The 19880-nt window shown below is 57.9% G+C and carries 25 protein-coding genes; 18 read left to right on the top strand and 7 right to left on the bottom strand.

Annotated elements, in window-relative coordinates; genetic code table 11:
* Positions 1-14 precede the first annotated feature (14 nt).
* The 4 genes from D1820_RS12965 to D1820_RS12950 all read left to right on the top strand — a co-directional run bounded on the left by D1820_RS12965 (position 15) and on the right by D1820_RS12950 (position 2662).
* Complete coding sequence (locus D1820_RS12965) at positions 15-494, top strand: LptA/OstA family protein (protein ID WP_096790346.1); 480 nt, start codon at positions 15-17, stop codon at positions 492-494.
* Positions 494-1252, top strand: a complete 759-nt coding sequence (gene lptB / locus D1820_RS12960; RefSeq protein WP_024098965.1) for an LPS export ABC transporter ATP-binding protein — start codon at positions 494-496, stop codon at positions 1250-1252. The genes D1820_RS12965 and lptB overlap by 1 nt, the downstream gene beginning before the upstream one ends.
* Before the next feature lie 338 nt (positions 1253-1590).
* A complete protein-coding gene (gene hpf, locus D1820_RS12955) occupies positions 1591-2154 on the top strand; it encodes a ribosome hibernation-promoting factor, HPF/YfiA family (RefSeq protein ID WP_014876480.1) in 564 nt (187 codons plus the stop codon).
* Positions 2155-2197: 43 nt separating this feature from the next.
* A complete protein-coding gene (locus D1820_RS12950; RefSeq protein ID WP_014876479.1) occupies positions 2198-2662 on the top strand; it encodes a PTS sugar transporter subunit IIA in 465 nt (154 codons plus the stop codon).
* Between the two features lie 20 nt (positions 2663-2682).
* On the opposite strand, the gene D1820_RS12945 is transcribed toward D1820_RS12950, so the two are convergent.
* The 6 genes from D1820_RS12945 to D1820_RS12920 form a co-directional block, all read right to left on the bottom strand.
* A complete protein-coding gene (locus D1820_RS12945) occupies positions 2683-4113 on the bottom strand; it encodes a nodulation protein NodH (RefSeq protein WP_118069341.1) in 1431 nt (476 codons plus the stop codon).
* A gap of 6 nt (positions 4114-4119) precedes the next feature.
* Complete coding sequence (locus D1820_RS12940; RefSeq protein WP_118069340.1) at positions 4120-5820, bottom strand: beta-1,6-N-acetylglucosaminyltransferase; 1701 nt, start codon at positions 5818-5820, stop codon at positions 4120-4122.
* On the bottom strand, positions 5817-6803 hold the full coding sequence (locus D1820_RS12935) for a glycosyltransferase family 2 protein (protein WP_118069339.1): 987 nt from the start codon (positions 6801-6803) through the stop codon (positions 5817-5819). Before D1820_RS12935 ends, D1820_RS12940 begins: the two co-directional genes overlap by 4 nt.
* 183 nt (positions 6804-6986) lie before the next feature.
* Positions 6987-7874 carry a phosphotransferase family protein gene (locus D1820_RS12930; RefSeq protein ID WP_118069338.1) on the bottom strand — a complete coding sequence of 296 codons (888 nt, stop codon included), beginning with the start codon at positions 7872-7874 and terminating at the stop codon, positions 6987-6989.
* Positions 7875-7905: 31 nt separating this feature from the next.
* Positions 7906-8598 (bottom strand): flagellar hook capping FlgD N-terminal domain-containing protein, encoded by a 693-nt coding sequence (locus D1820_RS12925; RefSeq protein ID WP_118069337.1) that lies wholly within the window; start codon positions 8596-8598, stop codon positions 7906-7908.
* 4 nt (positions 8599-8602) lie between these two features.
* Entirely contained in the window at positions 8603-10207 is a 1605-nt protein-coding gene (locus D1820_RS12920) for a flagellar hook-length control protein FliK (RefSeq protein ID WP_254683310.1), read from the bottom strand.
* A 236-nt stretch (positions 10208-10443) separates the two neighbouring features.
* Between D1820_RS12920 and D1820_RS12915 the strand changes: the two genes are divergently transcribed.
* The 5 genes from D1820_RS12915 (at position 10444) to flbT (ending at position 12967) form a co-directional block, all read left to right on the top strand.
* Complete coding sequence (locus D1820_RS12915) at positions 10444-10734, top strand: rod-binding protein (RefSeq protein WP_040179059.1); 291 nt, start codon at positions 10444-10446, stop codon at positions 10732-10734.
* Positions 10727-11086 carry a flagellar export chaperone FlgN gene (gene flgN, locus D1820_RS12910; protein ID WP_096873014.1) on the top strand — a complete coding sequence of 120 codons (360 nt, stop codon included), beginning with the start codon at positions 10727-10729 and terminating at the stop codon, positions 11084-11086. Before D1820_RS12915 ends, flgN begins: the two co-directional genes overlap by 8 nt.
* A gap of 208 nt (positions 11087-11294) precedes the next feature.
* Positions 11295-12107, top strand: coding sequence for a flagellin (locus D1820_RS12905; RefSeq protein ID WP_096873013.1), 813 nt, complete (start codon positions 11295-11297; stop codon positions 12105-12107).
* Positions 12108-12188: 81 nt separating this feature from the next.
* Positions 12189-12560 (top strand): flagellar biosynthesis regulator FlaF, encoded by a 372-nt coding sequence (gene flaF / locus D1820_RS12900; protein WP_014876469.1) that lies wholly within the window; start codon positions 12189-12191, stop codon positions 12558-12560.
* Positions 12561-12562: 2 nt separating this feature from the next.
* Positions 12563-12967 (top strand): flagellar biosynthesis repressor FlbT, encoded by a 405-nt coding sequence (gene flbT, locus D1820_RS12895; protein ID WP_014876468.1) that lies wholly within the window; start codon positions 12563-12565, stop codon positions 12965-12967.
* Positions 12968-13808: 841 nt separating this feature from the next.
* On the opposite strand, the gene D1820_RS12890 is transcribed toward flbT, so the two are convergent.
* Complete coding sequence (locus tag D1820_RS12890; RefSeq protein ID WP_118069335.1) at positions 13809-15137, bottom strand: FliI/YscN family ATPase; 1329 nt, start codon at positions 15135-15137, stop codon at positions 13809-13811.
* A gap of 88 nt (positions 15138-15225) precedes the next feature.
* Between D1820_RS12890 and D1820_RS12885 the strand changes: the two genes are divergently transcribed.
* From D1820_RS12885 to D1820_RS12845, 9 genes are read left to right on the top strand one after another with little or no spacing between them, the layout of a single operon-like run.
* Complete coding sequence (locus tag D1820_RS12885; protein WP_024098954.1) at positions 15226-15615, top strand: FlgB family protein; 390 nt, start codon at positions 15226-15228, stop codon at positions 15613-15615.
* A 12-nt stretch (positions 15616-15627) separates the two neighbouring features.
* The gene (flgC, locus tag D1820_RS12880) at positions 15628-16020 is read left to right on the top strand and encodes a flagellar basal body rod protein FlgC (RefSeq protein WP_118069334.1); all 393 of its coding nucleotides are present in this window, start codon (positions 15628-15630) and stop codon (positions 16018-16020) included.
* 44 nt (positions 16021-16064) lie between these two features.
* Positions 16065-16361, top strand: coding sequence for a flagellar hook-basal body complex protein FliE (gene fliE / locus D1820_RS12875; protein WP_014876464.1), 297 nt, complete (start codon positions 16065-16067; stop codon positions 16359-16361).
* 4 nt (positions 16362-16365) lie between these two features.
* Positions 16366-16638: a flagellar biosynthetic protein FliQ gene (locus D1820_RS12870; RefSeq protein WP_014876463.1), complete on the top strand. Its 273-nt coding sequence runs from the start codon at positions 16366-16368 to the stop codon at positions 16636-16638.
* The gene (locus D1820_RS12865) at positions 16638-17354 is read left to right on the top strand and encodes a flagellar hook-basal body complex protein (RefSeq protein WP_096873010.1); all 717 of its coding nucleotides are present in this window, start codon (positions 16638-16640) and stop codon (positions 17352-17354) included. The genes D1820_RS12870 and D1820_RS12865 overlap by 1 nt, the downstream gene beginning before the upstream one ends.
* A gap of 10 nt (positions 17355-17364) precedes the next feature.
* The gene (gene flgG, locus D1820_RS12860; protein ID WP_024098951.1) at positions 17365-18150 is read left to right on the top strand and encodes a flagellar basal-body rod protein FlgG; all 786 of its coding nucleotides are present in this window, start codon (positions 17365-17367) and stop codon (positions 18148-18150) included.
* Positions 18150-18566, top strand: coding sequence for a flagellar basal body P-ring formation chaperone FlgA (flgA, locus tag D1820_RS12855; protein WP_118069333.1), 417 nt, complete (start codon positions 18150-18152; stop codon positions 18564-18566). Before flgG ends, flgA begins: the two co-directional genes overlap by 1 nt.
* Positions 18566-19306 (top strand): flagellar basal body L-ring protein FlgH, encoded by a 741-nt coding sequence (gene flgH, locus D1820_RS12850; RefSeq protein ID WP_024098950.1) that lies wholly within the window; start codon positions 18566-18568, stop codon positions 19304-19306. The genes flgA and flgH overlap by 1 nt, the downstream gene beginning before the upstream one ends.
* A gap of 9 nt (positions 19307-19315) precedes the next feature.
* Complete coding sequence (locus D1820_RS12845) at positions 19316-19804, top strand: flagellar basal body-associated FliL family protein (protein WP_024098949.1); 489 nt, start codon at positions 19316-19318, stop codon at positions 19802-19804.
* Positions 19805-19880 lie beyond the last annotated feature (76 nt).

Genomic DNA, 19880 nt, shown 5'->3' with positions numbered 1-19880 from the left:
ATCTGCGTGTTTTGATGTTCTGCCTGCCGGTCACCCTGTTTTCCACAGGGCTTTCGGCGCAATCTGCGTCCATTGCATTTGGCGCGGTCAAGGCAGACCCCTCCCAACCGGTTGAGGTCACCGCAGAAACACTGGATGTAAATCAGGCTGATGGCTCGGCGCGGTTCATCGGTGATGTGGTGATTATTCAGGGTGTGATGCGCCTGTCGGCCAATGATGTGCTGGTGATTTACAAGCAGGACGAAACCGGAAAGACCGGCGTCGAGCGGCTGGAAGCCACCGGAGATGTGATCCTGGTCAATGGCCCCGACGCTGCTGAGGCCGACAAGGCCGAATATACCATCGATTCCGGCACTGTGGTGATGACGGGCAATGTCCTGCTGAGCCAGTCAACGGGTACATTGACCTCCAACCGTCTTGTGGTGGATCTGACCACTGGCACCGCAAGCCTGTCCGGCCGCGTCAAGACCATCCTCAACGGCGGCAGCGACTGATGGCAAAACCGGAACTGACAGTCACCAACGGCAGCTCGGGCCTGCGCATCGAGAAGCTGCGCAAATCCTACAGCAAAAAGGTGGTGATCCGCGACGTTTCCATGTCGCTGGACCGGGGCGAAGTCGTGGCCCTGCTCGGCCCCAATGGCTCGGGTAAGACCACCAGCTTCTACGCCATTGCCGGGCTGGTGTTCCCGGAGGCAGGCTCGGTCACGATTGACGGGCAGAATGCCACCACCCTGCCGATGTATCGCCGTGCCCGCATGGGGATCGGTTACCTGCCGCAGGAGATGTCGATTTTTCGTGGTCTCTCGGTGGAGGACAATATCTCCTCCGTGCTGGATATCGCGGTGAAGCACGCTCACAAACGGCGCGAACGGCTTGAGGAATTGCTGTCAGATTTTTCGATTGAGCATTTACGCCGCGCGCCGGCCCTGGCCCTGTCGGGTGGTGAGCGTCGCCGCGTTGAAATCGCCCGCTGCCTGGCGGCAGACCCAAAGTATCTGCTGCTGGATGAGCCCTTCGCCGGGGTGGATCCGATCTCTGTCGGCGACATTCGCCATCTGGTTGGAGATCTGAAAAAACGCGGTATCGGTGTGCTGATCACCGACCACAATGTCCGCGAGACACTGGAGATCGTGGACCGGGCGTATATTTTGCACGACGGCAAGGTGCTGATGTCCGGAACCCCGGCCGAGGTGGTCGACAATGAGAACGTCCGCCGCGTCTATCTCGGTGACAATTTCCGAATTTCCTGATCGCACTAGCCGCAATCCCGGATGGGTCGCCTCTGCGTCCTATCGCCGTTTTTGCCGAGTGCCATTCGTCAACTATCTGACAACAGGTGGAAACCCGCTGCCTCCTCATATTTGGGTAACCGATTGACGCCGATTTGCATTGACTCTCCCGCCTCGTTGGCATCGAATTGAGACATGGCAAACCCGCAGTCCGATGCTGTCCTCGCTCCAGCCTTGTTACCAAGGCCCAGACGAATGCAATCGACTGTCTTGCCTAAATCCCACTTTCAAAACTGAAGCGAGAGCAGCCGGGCTTGGCCTGGACTGGGTTTTGAAGGTCTATTTGTGAAGGAGATCACATGCGTTACCAAATCAGCGGAAAACAGATCGACATTGGCGAAGCGTTGCAGTCCCATGTGCAATCGGAGCTTGGAGCGGCGGTCGCGAAATATGCTGAACGTCCGACTGACGCCAATGTCGTCTTTTCGCGGTCTGCGCATGAATATGTTTGTGAAACGACCGTGCATCTGTCCACTGGTCTGACCGCACAAGCAAAAGCGCATGCCACTGAAATTTATGCCGCATTTGAGGCCTGCTGTGAAAAAATGGAAAAACAGCTGCGCCGTTACAAGCGCCGTTTGAAGGACCATCACCGCGACCGGAGCGAGCCGGTTGAACTCTCCGGCGCTAGCTCTTATATCCTCGCCTCTGAAGACGCCGGCACCGAGTCTGAACCAGAATCATTGCAGCCAATCATCGTCGCCGAGATGGAAACGCAAATTCCATCCCTCTCGGTTGGTGAGGCCGTGATGCAAATGGAACTGGCAGGCGCCCCGGTTCTGGTGTTTCGCAAGGAAGGCAAGGACGGCCTGAATGTCGTCTATCGTCGGGAAGACGGGAATATCGGGTGGATCGATCCGTAACCTGTCACGGCGTCTTACGTGAGTTGAGCGGAGCAATCGAAGTATGCAGATTTCTAACATCCTGAAGCCAGAGGCCGTTCGTGTCTTTGGTGCTGCATCCAGCAAAAAGCGTCTGTTTCAAGAGATTGCAGATGTTGCTCAACTCGCCTACGGGCTGCCCGCGCAACCAACGGTCGAGGCTTTGCTGGATCGCGAAAGCCTTGGCCCCACCGGGGTCGGACACGGCGTTGCCCTGCCTCATGCGCGCCTTGATGGACTGGACAAGGTGGTTGGCGTGTTTCTGGTACTGGACACCCCGCTGGAGTTCGGCGCCGTGGACCGCCAGCCAATCGACATCGCATTCGCGCTGTTCGCACCTGAAGATGCCGGTGTTGAGCATCTGAAAGCCCTGGCACTGGTGTCGCGCACTCTGCGCGAGCAGAGTTTCTGCACGAAACTGCGGGCAAATCCGGATCCGGCAACCCTCCACACCATCCTGACCGAAGATCAGTCCGTTCAGGCGGCCTGATCGATCAGATCACCTGACAGTCACGCGCCCCAGTCTCCAAATCCAAACAACAGATAATCGCGCTGATAAACCGACGCGATCTGTGCCTCCAGCTCGGCATCATAAATATCTGCCAGACTATAGGGATGATACATCTCCGGCGCAGCAGGCAGAACACTCTCTGACCCTCCAAGCCAACGGGCCAAATCCTGCAGCGTGCGTGGCAAATCTGCTTCCCGCAGGATCAGGTCCGGCGACTGGACCGTTGCGAACCCGGCAATCGTCTGCGCCTGCGTCGCCCAAGACGCATCAGTGCGAAACCCGGTCTGGCCCGCAAGATTGGCACCAATCACGTCAACAAACCTCGCAAAGGCCGCGCGATGCTGGTCCCGCGTGTATGACCCATCTGCGGCATCTTTCGGCAGAGGCACCTTGAACTGATTGCGCATTAGATTGCGAATCTGGCGCAGCGATCCCGGCCCGGTGTCCAGAATACGGGTGCAGAAAACATGATGCAGGCGAGCCACGGGATGGCGCAGCACGGTCAGGCTGCGAAATCCGGGATGGCCGCGCTTCCACTGGCGCAGCTGTTTCTGGTTCATCCCCGAGATCAGCGCCTCTCTGCCATCGGGTTCCTGCCCCACCATCCAGCGGCAGACAATATCCGTTGGCCCGCCACTGACCGGCAGAAACAGCAACGGCAGCTGTTGCCCGGCAACATATTCAGGGACCGTCGGCCCGCGCCGCGGTTCGAAATTCGGGGTGCGCGACAGGTTGAACCGATCCAACCCTGCCATCGCGCGATCCAACTCCTTCGGGTTGGCGACTTTCTCCTCAAGCGAGGCGGGGTTCTGCGGCTTGAGACTATCATCAAGCCGGTCCAACCGGGCCTCAACCCCCAGCCATTTGGCCAGACCATTGAGAACCTCCAGATCCTGCAGATCCTCATAGGCGACATAAAACGCCGTCTGCCCAGATTTCTGCAACCGGTTCAAAAGGGTAACCTGAAAGCTCTGCAGCTCTGTCACATGTCGCGCGAACTCTTCTGCATTGATCGTTGCCAACCCTGTCTTGCGACGTTTCACGTTTGTCAATTTCCACTGGCCGGTGTGCTGAGCGATCTGGTGGGAGACATAGCTGTCAGCCGGATTTCGGGTCAGGATAATCTTGGCGCAACGTGGATCGTCCAGGATCTGGTCCAGCACGCGCGGATCATGGTCATGAAAATAACGAAACCCGGTCAGCCCCCCCTCTGCACTGCGAAAACAGTTCAGAAACCCCAGTGCATCACCGTCACGCCGCTGCTGCGTCCACCCCAGCGTCGTCTCGCGGTTTGGGTAGCTGATAAAATGCGGGTTAAACGCCTCACCGTGGCAGGTGACTCCATCCAGCGCGTTCAGATTGGCTTCAAGAAAATTCGAGCCGGTGCGCATCTCGGCAAACACAACGAAGTAATCAAAGTTCTGAGGCATGGTTCGTTACTGTACCAGATAAGGTTTGCGCGGCGTTTTGGGCATGTTCAACGGCCCTTGTTCCGCCGGAAAATCGCCCATCAGATAGGGGTGCATCCCCTGGTTCTTGAGGTTTTGCAGAAACTGGCCAAAGCCCGCCAGATCCACCATTGTCGGCGCGGTATTCAGATGACGCTGCGCCTGCGCCCCAAATTCATCCAGAACGGTCTGTATCGGCTCCATCGGTGACTCGACAAATTCCGCCATTGACCAGATCCGCACCCGCGCCTTCACGTATTTGGAGCGGAGGATCTCAATATGTTTGGCCTCAATCTGCTGCAATCGCGCCGCCTCGCGTCGCAGGTCAGCGAAATTTCTGTTGGACCGGAACAGCGGCACCGCCCAGGCGCCGGAAATCACCGAGACCTGCGCATTGGGGTCGCGCGCCACCAGCCAGTTGATGGCCTGATTGTCCTGTGGGCCAAACTGAAAACACTGTCGCTCTCCGCGTGTGTTCCAGATCAGATTGGTCAGAAACCCCTTCGGATGGTAATCACGCAGCTTTGCACTGTCGCTGAGACCGCCGTTGATCAGCGTCTGGCGATCGGCAAATTCAACGCTATTGGGTGCAAACAGATGCCCGTGTACCTTGGCGCCGGTGACCTGGCTTAGCCAGTCCTCAAAATTCTCAAACAGCTCAGCAAAGCCCTGAAACATCGAATAGGGATTGCAGGTAATGCCATTTTCCAACCCGTTGGCGGGAAGACGGCTCTGCATGTAGAGCCCCGGACGTCCCCGGGTCCGACGCTCAACCGCTTTGGCAAAAATTCGGTCAATTTTGCCCGGATTGGGTTCTCTGCTCTTCATCACATCCGGCCGATCCCCCAGAAACGTCGCATAAAGCCGATCCGCATGCGGCCAGATCTTGCGCGCAACAAAACAATCGGAGCGGCGCAGCAGCTGTAGATGGTCATCGTAGAAATTATGCGGTTTGCCCTGAAAATCGAACTTTGACAGGGTCAGGGACCGGCTTTCGATATTCCCTGAATAGAGCCGCGCAAGCGTCTGATAGTAGCTTTCATCCGGGATCCAGACCTTGCGGAAATACCGGTCATATCGTGGCCGGTCCGGGTCCTCCAAAATGGCCGACAGGGTCTGCCGCGTCAGGCACCACCACTGGCTGCCCATATGCGGGACCAACCCGTCGGGGATCTTGCGCCGGATGCCCAACTTGCGTTGCAGCGAGACATATCTGTCAAAGAGATAGCGATGTTTTTTCCAGGAGAAGGGGAAGCGCAGTGTAAAACGTTCGACATCCAACCCCCCGACAATCCAAGGGACATCAGCGGTGGTGGCACTTTCGATAAAATCGGTGCGCGGTCGCGCGGCGAGGTAATCCACCAAATCGGAAACAGGCCGCAGCGGCAGACAAGAACCGGAGGCCAGAAACACATGCCGCACCGATGGGTATGTCGCGAGCAACAACTCCGATGCCGACTGCGACGCCGCAACAATCCCCCAGGTGCCCCATTCGCAGCGATGTCGCCGCGAAAACCGCACCATTGGGTCACCGGAAAACGCAGCCTTGAACGCCGCATATGTTGCCTGAGGGACCTTTTTGTCGACATGCAGAACAACGGGGCATCCCCCTGCCACCCAATGCCGGGCCACCTGTTCCGCGCGATCCAGCGCCGTGTGGACCAGCATGACGATGCCGACAGCGCTCATGCCCAATTCCCCTTGGACATCAGGCCGAGAATCTCCAATTGGCGCCAGTTGATATATTTCTCACTCCACTTGCACCACAGCTCGGGCTGATCTCCGGCAGCCTCGGCATAGGCTTTGTATTCGGCGGACCCGGCATAATGCTGCCCACGCAGCATCTCTTCCTCAGCTTTGGAGACAAACGTATGCAGAAACTTGGTGTGCAAGAGCGCGCCACTGGCCTTCTCACCGCCGTCGGTCTCATAGACCTGATTTAAGCCGCGCGGCAGCAGGGCATGGGTCGAGCTGACGTAGGTATAGCGCCGATCCCATTTTACCAGCGGGACCTTGTTCAAGGCCGGCGCCTTCTTCGGCTGATCGGCAAAAAACACCCGCGCCCGTGGCCCCCCTTGTATCCAGAGGTTGCCATAGGTCGGATTGCGCTTGATCGAGTAGTTGCCGCTATCGAACCAATTGGCGATCTCAAGCGGATCCTGCCCGGCATGGTAGGGCACAGCGTCCAGCTTGCCCTTGGGGTAAACATCAATCAGCATCGCGGAGAAGCTGCGGATGGCCGAACTGTCCAGCCAGTCCGTCAGCGCGCGCAGGGGGCGGCTGTCGCAGAAAGGATAGATGAACAGCTCATCCGGATCGACCACCAGAACCCAATGGCCATGGGCATAGCGTCGTTTCAAATGGTTCATCCAGTCGATGCCGAATCCCGCACGCTTGTAACTCGCCATGGTGTGCCAGACAGAGACATCCGGCATGCCGCGCAGATATTCACGCGCGCCGTCCACCGATCCGTTGTCGACAATAAGGAAGTGATTGACGCCCAGTTTACGATAGTAGTCGAGGAAATAGGGCAACCGGATCTGCTCATTGCGCAGGGTGGTTACCAGCAGGATATCGCCCGGCCGGATATTATCCGTCTGGTCCTGAACCGCTGACAGCTCGCGGGACTTGCGCATGGCACGCAGGATGCGACGTTTCCGCCGCAGCCGCATGCGATAAGACTCCCAAAGGCTCAAGACTGCTTCCATCCCCGGTTGCAAAGGTGCCATCTCGGACTGTCGTCAACCCGACTGCATCACCGCCAGCGACATTCCGCACAATATGCCATGTAAGCTATTTGGAAACAATGAATTTGGGATTGACGCTGTTGTTGCGAGATCACGTCCCTGAGTGGGTCACGCATGCTCCAGGCAGGCCTCTAGAGCAGCCCGTTCCAGGCGATAGGCAAGGCTGTTTTGCTCACCATCCCGTTCGCCGCGCCATTGGCAGTAGGCGGCCATGCGCCAGTGGTACCAAGGTTTCAGCGACAGGTAGCGCGCAGTGATCTCCGGATCCGGATAGGCCGCAAGGAAGGTTGCCTCCTCTGCCCCTGTCAGGGGCGCACCGCGATAAACCTGCTGCATTGCGGGCGACAGGAACAGCGCAAGATCCTCAGCCGGGTCTCCAATCTGCGGGCATTGCCAGTCGATCAGCGTCAGACACCCGCCTGAGGTCACGATATTTCCGGGTACAGGATCGCCGTGGATCAACACCCTGCGCCCTGCTGCGGGTATCTGCCTGCCGGGCTCAAGCCGGTTCAGATCACCGGCATCGCCGCAATAGGCCAGAATGGACTGGGTCTGGTCTTTGATCGCCGCACTGCCGGACACACCTGCCGGCAAACCCGGTATCACGGGCTGTGCATGCAACCGGCCAAGTAGTGCCGCCACCTCTGCGCTGCCCGACGACCAGGTCACGCCCGGCGAGTGCCGGTATGCCAGCCAATCATGCCCCTCAAACTGACCAGATGTCAGCAGTTCTGGCACCAAAGCTGTGCCATTCAGGGCCTGAAGCGCTGCGTATTCGCGCGCAGCATCATTGGCAAAGAGCGGGTTGGCATGACTGTCGCCATAGAGTTTCACCACAATCCTGCCCAAACGCCAGACACGGTTGGAGCGCCCCCCCAGAAGAGGCGAAGGTCTGGCATCGCTCACGCCGCAGTCCGACAGATATGCCAGAAAGCGGGTGATAAAATATGGCGACAGGTTTGGCAGGTCAGGCTCCGTGGTTTTGGCTCGTGCTATCCACGAGCCAGGTCTCCGGTGCCCTTGTGCGTCAGACTGCGGGTGCCACAGGTTCGCGCAGCGCTGTCACCGATGATGCCAAGATCGCCGAGCCGCCTTCCAGGATCAAGGCCACTTCGTTGCCACGCATCTGAGTTTCTTTCACCCGGGTGTAGGTCTCCGCAGTATCGGAGAGGACAACTTCACCGTTTTTCTGGCTCTCTAGCGTGAAGCTGTAGCTGCCTGGATCAAACGCATATCCGTCGTCATCAATACCCTGCCACTGATAAGGTTCAGCCGAAACAGGAAGGCTGATTCTCTGCACCTCCTTGCCGGTGTCATCCTTGACCACCAGATGCACAGTATCGGCGATTTGGGCCGGGTTTGGCGAGACGGTTATTGGGTTGGCCCCGTCAAAGTAGGCGGGTGCTGCCGACCGGGTTTCCATACCCACCCAGCCGGACATGGCAGCCATGTTTGCCAAACCCAACTGTGCTTGGATCCCCTCCAGAACCTCATTGCCCTGAACCTGTTGTTCAACCATTGAGAATTGCGCCAACTGCGCCGAGTATTCTGTTGAATCAATCGGTTCCAAAGGATCCTGGTACCGCGCCTGTGCGGTAAGCATCTTCAGGAAGGTCTCAAAATCAGAGGCGATCCCTGTGGTTTTCTTTGGCTCAGCCGAGGCGGTCGACGCCGCTTGCTGTTGTTGCGATGCAGACGCACCCGTTACACTCGTCGTCATAATCTCAAATCCTCATATCAAGCCCAACCTCACCGAGGTTGAGTGATTGCGTCATCGGCTCTGCAGTAAGGTCGGCCAGATCCTCATCACCAAGCCCGGCGGATCGGCCGGCTTGGGTATTGGCCTCGCCGCGGCCACCGCTTTGATTCGAGGCCTCATCGCCCGAGAACTGGAACGAAATATCCTCAAACCCCATCCGCTTAAATTCATCCGCCAGCTCATTGATATGACGCCGCATCAGGTCACCAGTTTCAGCGCGCTCAGTCTGAATCATGACACTGACGCCCGTCTCGGTGACAGAGACGCGCATATTCACATGCCCCAGCTCCTTGGGATTGAGCGCAACATCGACGTTACGCTCTCCCTTCGTTGCCAGTGCTTCGGCCATCTGATTCGCGATCAGGCGGGGCGTTTCAGGTTTATGCACAGTCCCTGGGCTTACCGTTGCTTCTGTCAGCAGCTGTGACAGGCCAGGCAACTCAAACCCGCTGCTGGCACCGGACACCGCGCTGCTGCCCACCTCCGCTGAGAGCGCCGGATCAATAGCAAGCGCAGAGGTAGATGTCGGCATAGCGGCCGTCAGAGCCCCTGCACCGAGGCCAAAACTGGCAGCCGAATACGTACCCTGAGGCAGCATCGCAGCGGTCTGCGTGGGCGTGGGTGCACGCATCTGTTCAACAGCTGTGCGCCGCGCCTCTAGGTTTTCCCGCACCGGCGAAGGCGTCCCCTCCAGCGGTGTCGGAGTGACCGTCGTGTTCGCTTGTTGCACCGGTTGGGTTTGCGCCACTACCGACGGTTTCGCAGCATCCTTCACCGTCTCGGATTGCGCTGCCGCCGTTGCAGAAGCCGCGGCGGGTTTCACCTCCGGCTGAGTGTTTGTTGCAGGATTGGAGACGGCATCGGTTTGCACAATCCGACCTCTTGGCCCGACTGGTGTAGTGTTTGCCTCGGCCCCAGTTCTACGCCTATCCACAGCGACATCACGCGCCGCCGTGGCCTCAGCAGCTGCCGAATCGCTGCGCAGCCCCAGTGTTGATTGGCCTTCCGCATCTGCGACCAACTGCTGCTGGCCGCTGCCCGTTTCCGACGGCGCCTTAGCTGCGGTGCCAGGGCTTCCCATAGGTCCGTTGCTTTGCGCTTCAGACGGCAAACCGAGCTTTGCAGAGACCTCAGCAGCGGCCGCTGCATCAGAACCTGTACCCGGCGCCACAGCGGCAAGATCCGGCGAACCCTCGGCAGATGAATTGACTTCACCCGTTACCGCCGCGCCTTCAACACCTGGCTGAGGCAAAGCGGCGGACTGGCGTTCAGCTTTCTCTGCAGATGCGCCATCGCGACGACCGTTTTCAGTCGACTTTTCCGCGGTGACATCGACGTTCAGCTGCGCAGGAATCGCCGGAACCTCAGGTTCTGCTGCGGCCTCCTTGGCCGCCGCCTGATCCACTGTCTCTTGCGGATCCTCGCCCATGGCCGCCTCGGCGTCACCATCCTGTGTTGTCTGATTTGTCTTTTCCGACGCATCCGCAGTGGTGGCCTGCTGCTCAGCAACCTCCTCCACCTGCGCTACGTCGGTTCCTGCGTCTTCGGACGAATTTGCAGTCTCTGTCATAACCGCGTCAAAGCTTGCGCCTTTACGCGATTTTGCCGATTCGCCTTGCTGGATCTTGTCCAATCCCTGAGCGCCACCAGAGGTGGGGCTTGTAAGTGCGTTGATAAACATTGGCTTCCAGACATTCTATCTCGATGCCAGCACCATAACGCCAATCGGTTACGGCAATTTTAACCGATCATCCGCCAAAATAGAAAAAATCGAAGCAATTTCGACATCTCAGAACGAGGTATACAATGGAACCGATTGCTCAACTTCCGGCGATGCAGCGTCCCGCTGCCATCACCCCCCCACCACAAGATCCGCTGCGCAAGGCCGCACAGGAGCTTGAGGCGACCTTCCTTACAGAAATGTTGAAATCCGCCGGTCTTGGCGAAAGTCGCGAAACAATGGGCGGCGGTGCAGGCGAGGACCAGTTTTCCAGTTTCCTGGTGCGCGCGCAGGCGGAACAAATCACCAAAGCGGGCGGCGTCGGCTTGGCAGAATCACTTTATCACGCATTGAAAGAGGCACAGGACAATGACTGAACACACTCCGCAACAGCTGATCGAAGACCTGGATACCCTACTGGATGCTGAGCGCGCGGCGCTGGTGAGTGGCAATCTGCAGGAGCTGGAACCGCTGCTTGCCAAGAAGGAAGCGATCATAACAACGCTGAATATGACCGCTGACCTGGAGCGTGAAGCTCTGGAACATGTCCAAGGCAAAGTGTCTCGCAATCAGGTCCTGCTGGACAGTGCCATGGAAGGTATCCGCGCTGTCGCTGCCCGGATGGCGGAGCTGCGCCGTGTGCGCAAAGGGTTGGACGTCTATGACCAGTCGGGGCGCAAGACCCGTTTTGCGACTGGCGGCACCCCCAACCTGGAGAAACGCGCGTAACCGGCCCAATTTAGAGAAAATTCTAGCAATGGAATTTCCGGCATTAGCACTCCCTTAGCACATAGTAGGCCAATGTCACTTTGCACCTTCAAGAGAGGGTGGCGCGGAAGCCGGACGGCGGAACGCATAGTCAGAAAGACGTCAGAGAGCGCCCTTCGGGGCAGGGAAACCAGAGGTCAAAACGCCTCTAACTAAAGGAATACATGCTATGTCCAGCATTCTGACTAACAATGGCGCAATGGTTGCACTGCAGACCCTGCAGTCCGTGAACAACAGCCTTGACGACACCCAGAGCCAGATTTCGACCGGTAAGCGGATCGGTTCGGCCAAGGATAACGCCGCGGTTTGGGCGATCTCCAAAACCATGGACTCCGATATTGCCGGTTACAAATCGGTTCAGGAGTCGCTGGGCGTTGGTGAAGCAACCGTCGCCGTGGCCCTGTCCGGTGCCGAACAGATCGTTGAAACTCTGACCGAGATGAAGCAGCTGGCGATTTCCGCGAACTCGGAAAACGTGGACCACGGTAAGATCCAGGACAGTATCGCCAAGAAGGCGGCGCAGATCGCGTCCATCATTGATTCTGCTGAATTCAACGGTGCGAACCTGCTTGACGACACTACCACCACAGAATTGACCGTTCTGGGCGGATTGGATCCGACGGCGGATACCATCACTGTAACTGCAATCGATTCCAGCACCCGATTGGATGCAACTGGCCTCACCGCAATCACTGATGTTGCCACAGGCTCCACCGCGTTGACCGAGATTGAGACAATGCTTGGTATTGCGATCGACGCAGCCGCTCAGCTGGGTGCAGATTCCAACCGTTTGGGCGACCAGGGCATGTTTGTATCGAAACTCTCCGACTCCCTGACAATGGGTGTCAGCACGATGACCGATACGAATATGGAAGAGTCTTCTGCGAGGCTGAAGGCGCTTCAGACTCAGCAGCAGCTGGCGGTGCAATCGCTGTCGATTGCAAACCAGGCGCCTCAGACCCTGATGCAGCTGTTCCGCTAATAGCAGCTTGATCTGGGGCGCCACCGCGCGCCCCGGATCCCCTATCGCAGAGAATCTGTAGATTACATGTTAGGATAACACGTGAATGCCCTTCTAAAGGCGAAGAGCGCCTATTCGGCGGCAAAGGCCCCGACTCGAACTGCAAAGAACCTCGAATATGAAGTCATCGCCCGCGTAACCCGTCGCATGGTCGCCGCAGCCCAAAAAGGTAAGCCAGGTTTTACCGAACTTGCCGCAGCACTGACCGACAATCGCAAACTCTGGTCGATCTTTTCAGTCGAAGTTGCCAGTCCTGGAAATCCACTCCCGGACGAATTGAAAGCTCAGCTGCTCTCGCTTGGGGAATTCACCCATCAACACACCAGCAAAGTCCTGGCCCGCAAAGCGGATGTGCGACTTCTGGTGGAAATCAACACGGCCATCATGCGTGGCCTTCGCAGCGGAGCGTCCTGAATATGAGCGGATTGGTCCTGAAACTTGCCCCGAAAGAGCGGGTATTGGTGAACGGTGCAGTAATTGAAAACGGAGATCGGCGCAGTCGATTGTCCATCGTAACCCCAGATGCAAACATCCTGCGGCTGCGTGATGCCATCCACCCGGAAGAAGCAAACACTCCGGTGCGACGCGTCTGCTACGCGGCCCAGTTGGTTCTGTCTGGCGATGTCGACGGCGAGGAGGATCGTCTTCAGATGCTGCGCCGGATCGAGGAACTGAGCCAGGTGTTCACGGATCCTGACAGCCGCGCATCACTGGCAGAGGCCACCGATGCCGTCCTCTCCGACAACCATTACCGATGCTTGAAAGCGTTGCGCACGTTGCTGCCACGCGAAGATCGGCTTATGGCCGTGCGCCCATCGTGAGTTCTCAGCCGACCGTGTCTTGGAAAGGCACTGTCGGCTGAACTTATTCTGGGTCGAGATGTTCTAGCCAGAGATTTGCCGGGTAACCTGGTCTTACCTTGAACAAATAGGTGGGCTTTGGTCATCTGAACGACCATCTGGCATACTACACGCAGATGGGGTCACGACCCTGCCCGTTTTGCATTTTGCTCCGTTATGCTGATCGTAGGCTGATAGCTCTTTTGCTGAGATATGTCGGGGTCGAACTCTCAAAGCCGCCCATGTCTCTATCACCCGTAATGCGCAGCAGAGCTGCTGGATTATAAGCAGGTGTTTTACCCAGATGATGAATGCCAGGGCGCGATCACCGCGCCTTCTGCGTTACGATTCCATGGGTTTAACCAAAACCACCAATGCGCTCTATCTACACCTCATTGGGGAGGGGCGTTTGCGAAAGATGAAATCATCTAGCGCCCACTCCCCGCGCGACATCAGCGCGACGATACCCAAAAACTGTAGACTATGCGGAGCGGCGCGCGCAACACGCTCTGGCCCCGTGAGATGTCCAGTCATCCCGTCGTCCACTCACCTTCATGATGGAACTGTTCGGGAAAATGGCGCGGCCAATCTGAGGCTTCTGATTTAATAGATACCAAACGAGTGCTGGGTCAAATCATCTGACCCTCAGCGCGCTATCAGCGGGTTCGCCCCATCCACGAGCATCAAACAAAGACGTCTGTCCAAAACCGCAACACTGCGCATCCGTCGCTGTGAAATCCTTATAGCAATGGAAACACACACCACCTGACTGAGGCCGCGCCTAGCCTGCACTAGGCTCATCTAGCGACAGCGTTGCATCAGGTTAGCGTATCGCCACGGCGCGTCGCATCATCAGCATCAGGCGATTGAAGCTGCTTTGTACCCCTTCAGGATCTGACCTGCCGAAGAACGAATCCAACTCTGGCCAGAGCTTCACAGCCTGATCCAGCGTTACATCATTGCCTTCAGAATAAAGACCTGCGCGGATCATAACCTCAGATTGTTCGTAAGCGCCGAGATATTTCCGGACATCCAGAATCGCTGAATTCTCATCCGCTGTTGCGGCCGAAGGCAGGCTTCTGGAGACCGACCGCGAGACATCGACAGCCGGAAAACGTCCTCGTTCTGCAATCTCACGGTTGAGCACGATATGACCGTCCAGAACACCGCGCAGAATATCAGCGATCGGCTCATCCATATCGGAACCTGCGACAAGCACGCTGAAAATCGCGGTGATATCGCCTTGGTCAGCACTACCAGGTCCCGCACGCTCACAAAGACCAGTAATCAGCGGTGTCACCGACGGTGGGTATCCGCGCAGGGCCGGCGCTTCGCCCGACGAAACGGCGATCTCGCGATGTGCTTCGGCAAATCGGGTCACCGAATCTGCCAGAAACAGCACATTTTTCCCCTGATCGCGAAAATGCTCCGCCACGGCCATCGCCGACCAGGCGCAGCGCCGACGCACCAGAGCCGATTGGTCCGACGTGGCTGCCACAACAACTGCACGCTGCATCCCCTCGTCGCCCAGAACATCCTTCACGAAGTGGTTGACCTCACGTCCCCGCTCCCCGATCAGCGCAATGACGACAACATCAGCCTCCATATTCTGTGCCAATGTGGCCAATAGCGTGGATTTCCCCACACCTGACCCGGCAAAAAGGCCGACGCGCTGCCCTTTTACGATCGGCAGAATCGTATTGAAAACGGCAAGACCGGTGGCGAGTCGTTCGCCCATCGGACGGCGAGAGGCGGCTTTTGGCGGCGCGGCCATCAAGTCCCGCGTTGCCTCACCACGCATCATCGGCCGCCCGTCCAGAGGCGCACCAAAGGGATCGATCACGCGTCCGATCCAACTGTCAGCCGGGGCGAAATCCGGCGTCGGGTGCAACAGAACGGCATCCCCGACGGCAACGCGGTCCGGCGCTGTATCTGGTAACATGCTGACATCGCTACCAGAAATCCGCATCACCTCACCTTCTAACGGGTCACTCCCCGCCCGACGAAGGATCAACCGATCCCCAATACGAGCCTGACCATTCAACCCCGATACCGTGATTGCGCCACCTGAAATTTCCGACACGCGCCCCACGGCTGACGACAGTTTCTTGTTCGCCAAATCCTGGGTCAATGCGTTGATGGCTGAGATCATGTTCTGGTGTCTCCAACTGTTCCTGAAAACAATTTCTAAAGGAATCGGGGTTAAGCCTTGATTGAAATTGATCGAGGGAGAAGCCCCGGTGTTTAAAGAACTGAACGTCTTTAAGATTGCCTACTCAATGGCCACCCATGCAGGGAAGCGCCAGGCATTGGTGTCGCAGAATATCGCCAATGCCGATACCCCTGGCTATCATGCCAAGGACATCAAGCCTTTCAAAGAAGTCTATGCGCAGGGGCCCCGTGCAGGCGACATGGTTGCCAGCCGGTCCAATCATCTGCATGGCGCCTCCGGCAACGGCATGGACTGGGCTGTCACCGCGACGCGCGGCGGCGGTGATCCCAATGACAACACGGTCTCGATCGAAGGCGAAATCCTGAAAGGGGTTGAGGTCAAGCGGCAGCATGACCGTGCATTGGCGATCTATAAATCTTCGATGAACGTGCTGCGCAGCAGCCTTGGCCGGAACTGAGGGGGTTAGATCATGAGCGAATTTTCCAAATCCCTCTCCGTCTCTGCAAGCGCATTGAAAGCCCAGGCAAACCGCCTGCGTCATGTGTCGGAGAATATCTCTAACGCAGATACCCCCGGGTATCGCCGCAAGACCGTCCCCTTTGAAGCGGTGCGCGATCTGCGCTCCGATGTTGAGAAGGTAGAGGTTGGTCCTGTGCGTCTGGACCGATCCGATCTGGAGCAGGTTTTTGACCCCTCTCACCCGCTGGCTGACGAGAGCGGCCATTATGATGGGTCGAATGTAGACCTGATGATCGAGATCGCCGACGCCCGCGAGGCTCAGCGCAGCTACGAGGCCAACCTCAAGATGTTCGAACAGGGGCGGCAAATGTCGTCATCACTGATGGACCTGTTGCGCAGATAACACCGAGATTTTCTGAAACACACTGACATACCTGGAGATCCAGAATGGATATTCGCAGTCTTTCCGCCACCACTGGCTACGCCGCCGCACGCCCCGCGACCAAGGTCGATCCGGAGCACATGCCCAGCAGCGCCGAGGCCAAGATCAAGGCCAGCTTTGAAGAGTTCGCCGGCACCCTGCAGCAAAGCGAGCAGGTATCGGTCACCGCAATGACAGGCAACGGCGACCCCCATGCACTGGTGCAAGCACTGGCCCAGACCGAACTGGCGGTGGAAACCGCGGTGACCGTCCGCAACAAGGTGGTCGAAGCCTATCAGGAAATCCTGCGGATGCCGGTGTAAGCCCATGATGAGCGAAGGGCTTTTCTACGACACTCTGCGCCAGGCCCTCTGGGCGTCTGTGATGATGTCGACACCGATTTTGCTGGTTGCACTGGTTGTTGGCCTCGCCATCGGCCTGTTTCAGGCCCTGACATCGGTGCAGGAAATGACCCTGACCTTTGTGCCGAAGCTTACCGCTATTCTTGTCGTTTTCTGGATGACCATGGGTTTCATGACGCAGACCCTGGTTGCCTTTTTTGATGGGCACGTTGTGCCGCTGATTTCAGGAGGTCTGTAATGGGAGACACCGGTTACACCACCCTGTCCCGCCAATCGGGTCTGATGCGCGAAATGCGCGTTGTCGCAAATAACATCGCCAACTCAGCCACCACCGGATACCGGGCCGAAGGGGTGATCTTTTCCGAATTTATCCAGTCCGCTCCCGGTCAGGAATCCCTGTCGATGGGGCGGGCAAACATCCGCAACACCTCAATGGCGCAGGGCGCCCTGACCCAATCTGGCGGTGATCTGGACCTTGCCATCGAAGGCGACGGGTATTTCATGGTGGAAACCCCGATGGGTGAGCGACTGACCCGGTCAGGCGCGTTTTCCACCAACGCCCAGGGTGATCTGGTCACCATGGATGGTCATCGGGTCTTGGATGCGGGGCGCGCGCCTGTGTTCATTCCGGGCGATGCCAAATCGATCAAATTCGGCGCCGACGGCACATTGAGCGCAGACGGTCGGGCGCTCGGCCAAATCGGCATTTTCAAACCGGAAGAGAATTATCAGATGATCCGCGAAGACGGGGTCATGTTCCGCGTCGACGGCGAAATCGAAGACGCTGGCGACGCTCGCGTGCTCCAGGGTTTTCTGGAGGGGTCCAACGTCAATGCCATCTCCCAGCTGGCGCGAATGGTCGAAATTCAGCGGGCCTATGAAATGGGCCAGAGCTTTCTTGAGACCGAGGACCAGCGTGTCCGCAACGCCATCAAAAATCTGATTAAGTCGTAGGAGTAAGCCCATGCGCGCCCTGAAGATCGCCGCAACCGGAATGACCGCGCAGCAACTGCGCGTTGAGACAATTTCGAACAACCTCGCGAATATGAACACCACGGGCTATAACGCTCGGCGTGCGGAATTTGCGGATCTGCATTATCAACAGGTTACGCGGGCCGGCACGGTAAATGCCTCCGACGGAACTGTGTTGCCCACCGGTGTTCAGGTGGGCCTTGGTGTCCGTGCTTCTGCCATCTCTATTCATCTGGCGCAGGGGGCCCTGACCCAGACCGGGAATGATCTGGACGTTGCCATCGACGGCAAAGGCTATCTTGAGGTGACGCTCCCCTCCGGACAGTCCGCCTATACCCGCGACGGGGCGCTGAAGCGGTCGGCCGAAGGTCTGGTGGTCACCTCCGACGGTTTCACTGTCTCCCCGGATATCACCATCCCCAGCGACGCGCGCAATGTCTCGATCAATGCCGATGGTGAGGTCTACGCCTATTTCGACGAAACCGCCGAAGGGCAGCTGATGGGTCAGCTGACGCTGGCCGGCTTCTCCAACCCCAAAGGCCTGGAAGCCCTGGGCAGCAACCTCTTTGTGGAGACCGAAGCCTCAGGTGCGGCCACTGTTGCCTCTCCCGGTGAGAATGGTCTCGGCACCCTGCGTCAGGGTTATCTGGAGGCCAGTTCGGTGGATGCCGTCCGCGAGGTCACGGAACTGATCGAAGCCCAGCGCGGCTATGAAATGAATGCCAAGGTCATCTCTGCCGTCGATCAGATGATGGGCGCAACCACGCAGGTACGCTGATGAAACGGATCCTCGCCATTGTGATGCTGTTCTGTGCCCAGCCCGCCTGGGCCGACATTCTGGTCCCGGTGCGAACCATCCGGGCCAAGGAGATCGTGACGGCCGAGGATCTGGTTCTGAAACAGGCCGAGGTGCTGGGCGCGATCTCCGATCCGTCTTTGGTGATTGGCCAAGAAGCCCGCGTGGCGCTTTATGCAGGGCGCCCGGTGCGCCCCGGAGATGTTGGCCCGCCAGCCATCGTCGAGCGCAACGACCTGGTCACCATTCGGTTCAAACGTGGTGGTCTGACCATTCTGGCCGAGGGCCGTTCGCTTGGTCGCGGCGCTGATGGCGAAGCAATCCGCGTCATGAACTTATCGTCACGCACGACCATCAGCGGGCGTATCGCCGCAGATGGAACAGTTGAGGTAAACTGATGAAAAATAGAACCCTTTTGGCGAATTCGGCCCTTGCGGCTATGATCACGTTGAGCGCCTGCGGACGACTGGATCATGTGGGCAAACCACCGACATTCAGCCCCGCAAATGAATCTCCTGAACATGTTGCCATGCTGTTTCAGGGCTTGCCTGTAAACACGCAGACCCAACGCCCGGTTGATCAGGCCTCACTCTGGAGCGGTTCGCGTCAGTCTCTGCTGGGCGATCGTCGGGCAACCAAACAGGGTGACATCCTGACCGTCGTTATCGAAATCGACGAAGAGGCGGAAATCTCCAACGATACCAAACGGTCGCGCTCCGGCTCCGAAAGTCTGGCGGTTCCGCAACTGCTCGGCCTGCCCCAGCGATTGGATCGAAAACTGCCCGAAGGGGCGTCGATGGCCGATGCCGTTGATATCGGCAGCAGCAGCAGCTCCGGCGGCAAAGGTTCTGTGAAGCGCAGCGAGAAACTGGAACTGCGGGTCGCCGCAACCGTGGTGGATGTGTTGCCAAACGGTGTACTGTCGATCAGCGGCACACAAGAGCTGCGCGTCAATTTCGAGATGCGCGAATTGTTGGTGACAGGCTACGTGCGCCCCGACGATATCAGCCGCCAGAATGAGATCACCTATGACAAGATCGCCTCCGCGCGGGTCTCATACGGTGGCCGCGGCCAAATCACCGATGTTCAACAACCCCGTTACGGCCAGCAGGTGCTGGACGTGATCCTGCCATTCTGAGGCCTGCACATGTTGTCAAAACTACTGCCCGTCATTCTGCTCCTTGTTGGGACCGCCGGTGGAATCGGTGCCGGTGTCATGCTGGCCCCGGCCCCCGCCCCGGAAGAGCACGCCGAGGACAGCGGCGAGCACGCCGAAGAAATCACCCCTGAACTGCCGGGCGAAGAGGAAGAGCAGCGCGAATACATCAAGATGGCGAACCAATTCGTCGTTCCAGTTGTCGAGCGTGAACAGCTCTCCTCTCTGGTGGTGATCTCTCTCAGCCTGGAAACCAAGGCCGGGATGAACGAGAAAATCCACGCCTACGAGCCGAAGCTGCGGGATGTCTTCCTGCAGGTGCTGTTCGATCACGCCAATATGGGTGGTTTTCGCGGCGCCTTCACCCGGTCGGACATGTTAACGCCTCTGCGAACCGCTCTGCGCGAAGCTGCGCAGAAGCAACTGGGCAAGGATATTTATGATGTGCTGATCGTGGAAATGTCACGACAAGACGTCTGAAGCCCAATTCTACATCAACGAAAAAGGCCGGTTCATCTGAACCGGCCTTTTTTGATGCCAACATGTTGCGTTAATC

The organism is Phaeobacter sp. LSS9 (assembly GCF_003443595.1).
GTDB lineage: Bacteria > Pseudomonadota > Alphaproteobacteria > Rhodobacterales > Rhodobacteraceae > Phaeobacter > Phaeobacter piscinae.
This window is presented reverse-complemented; position numbering and strand designations above follow the sequence as displayed.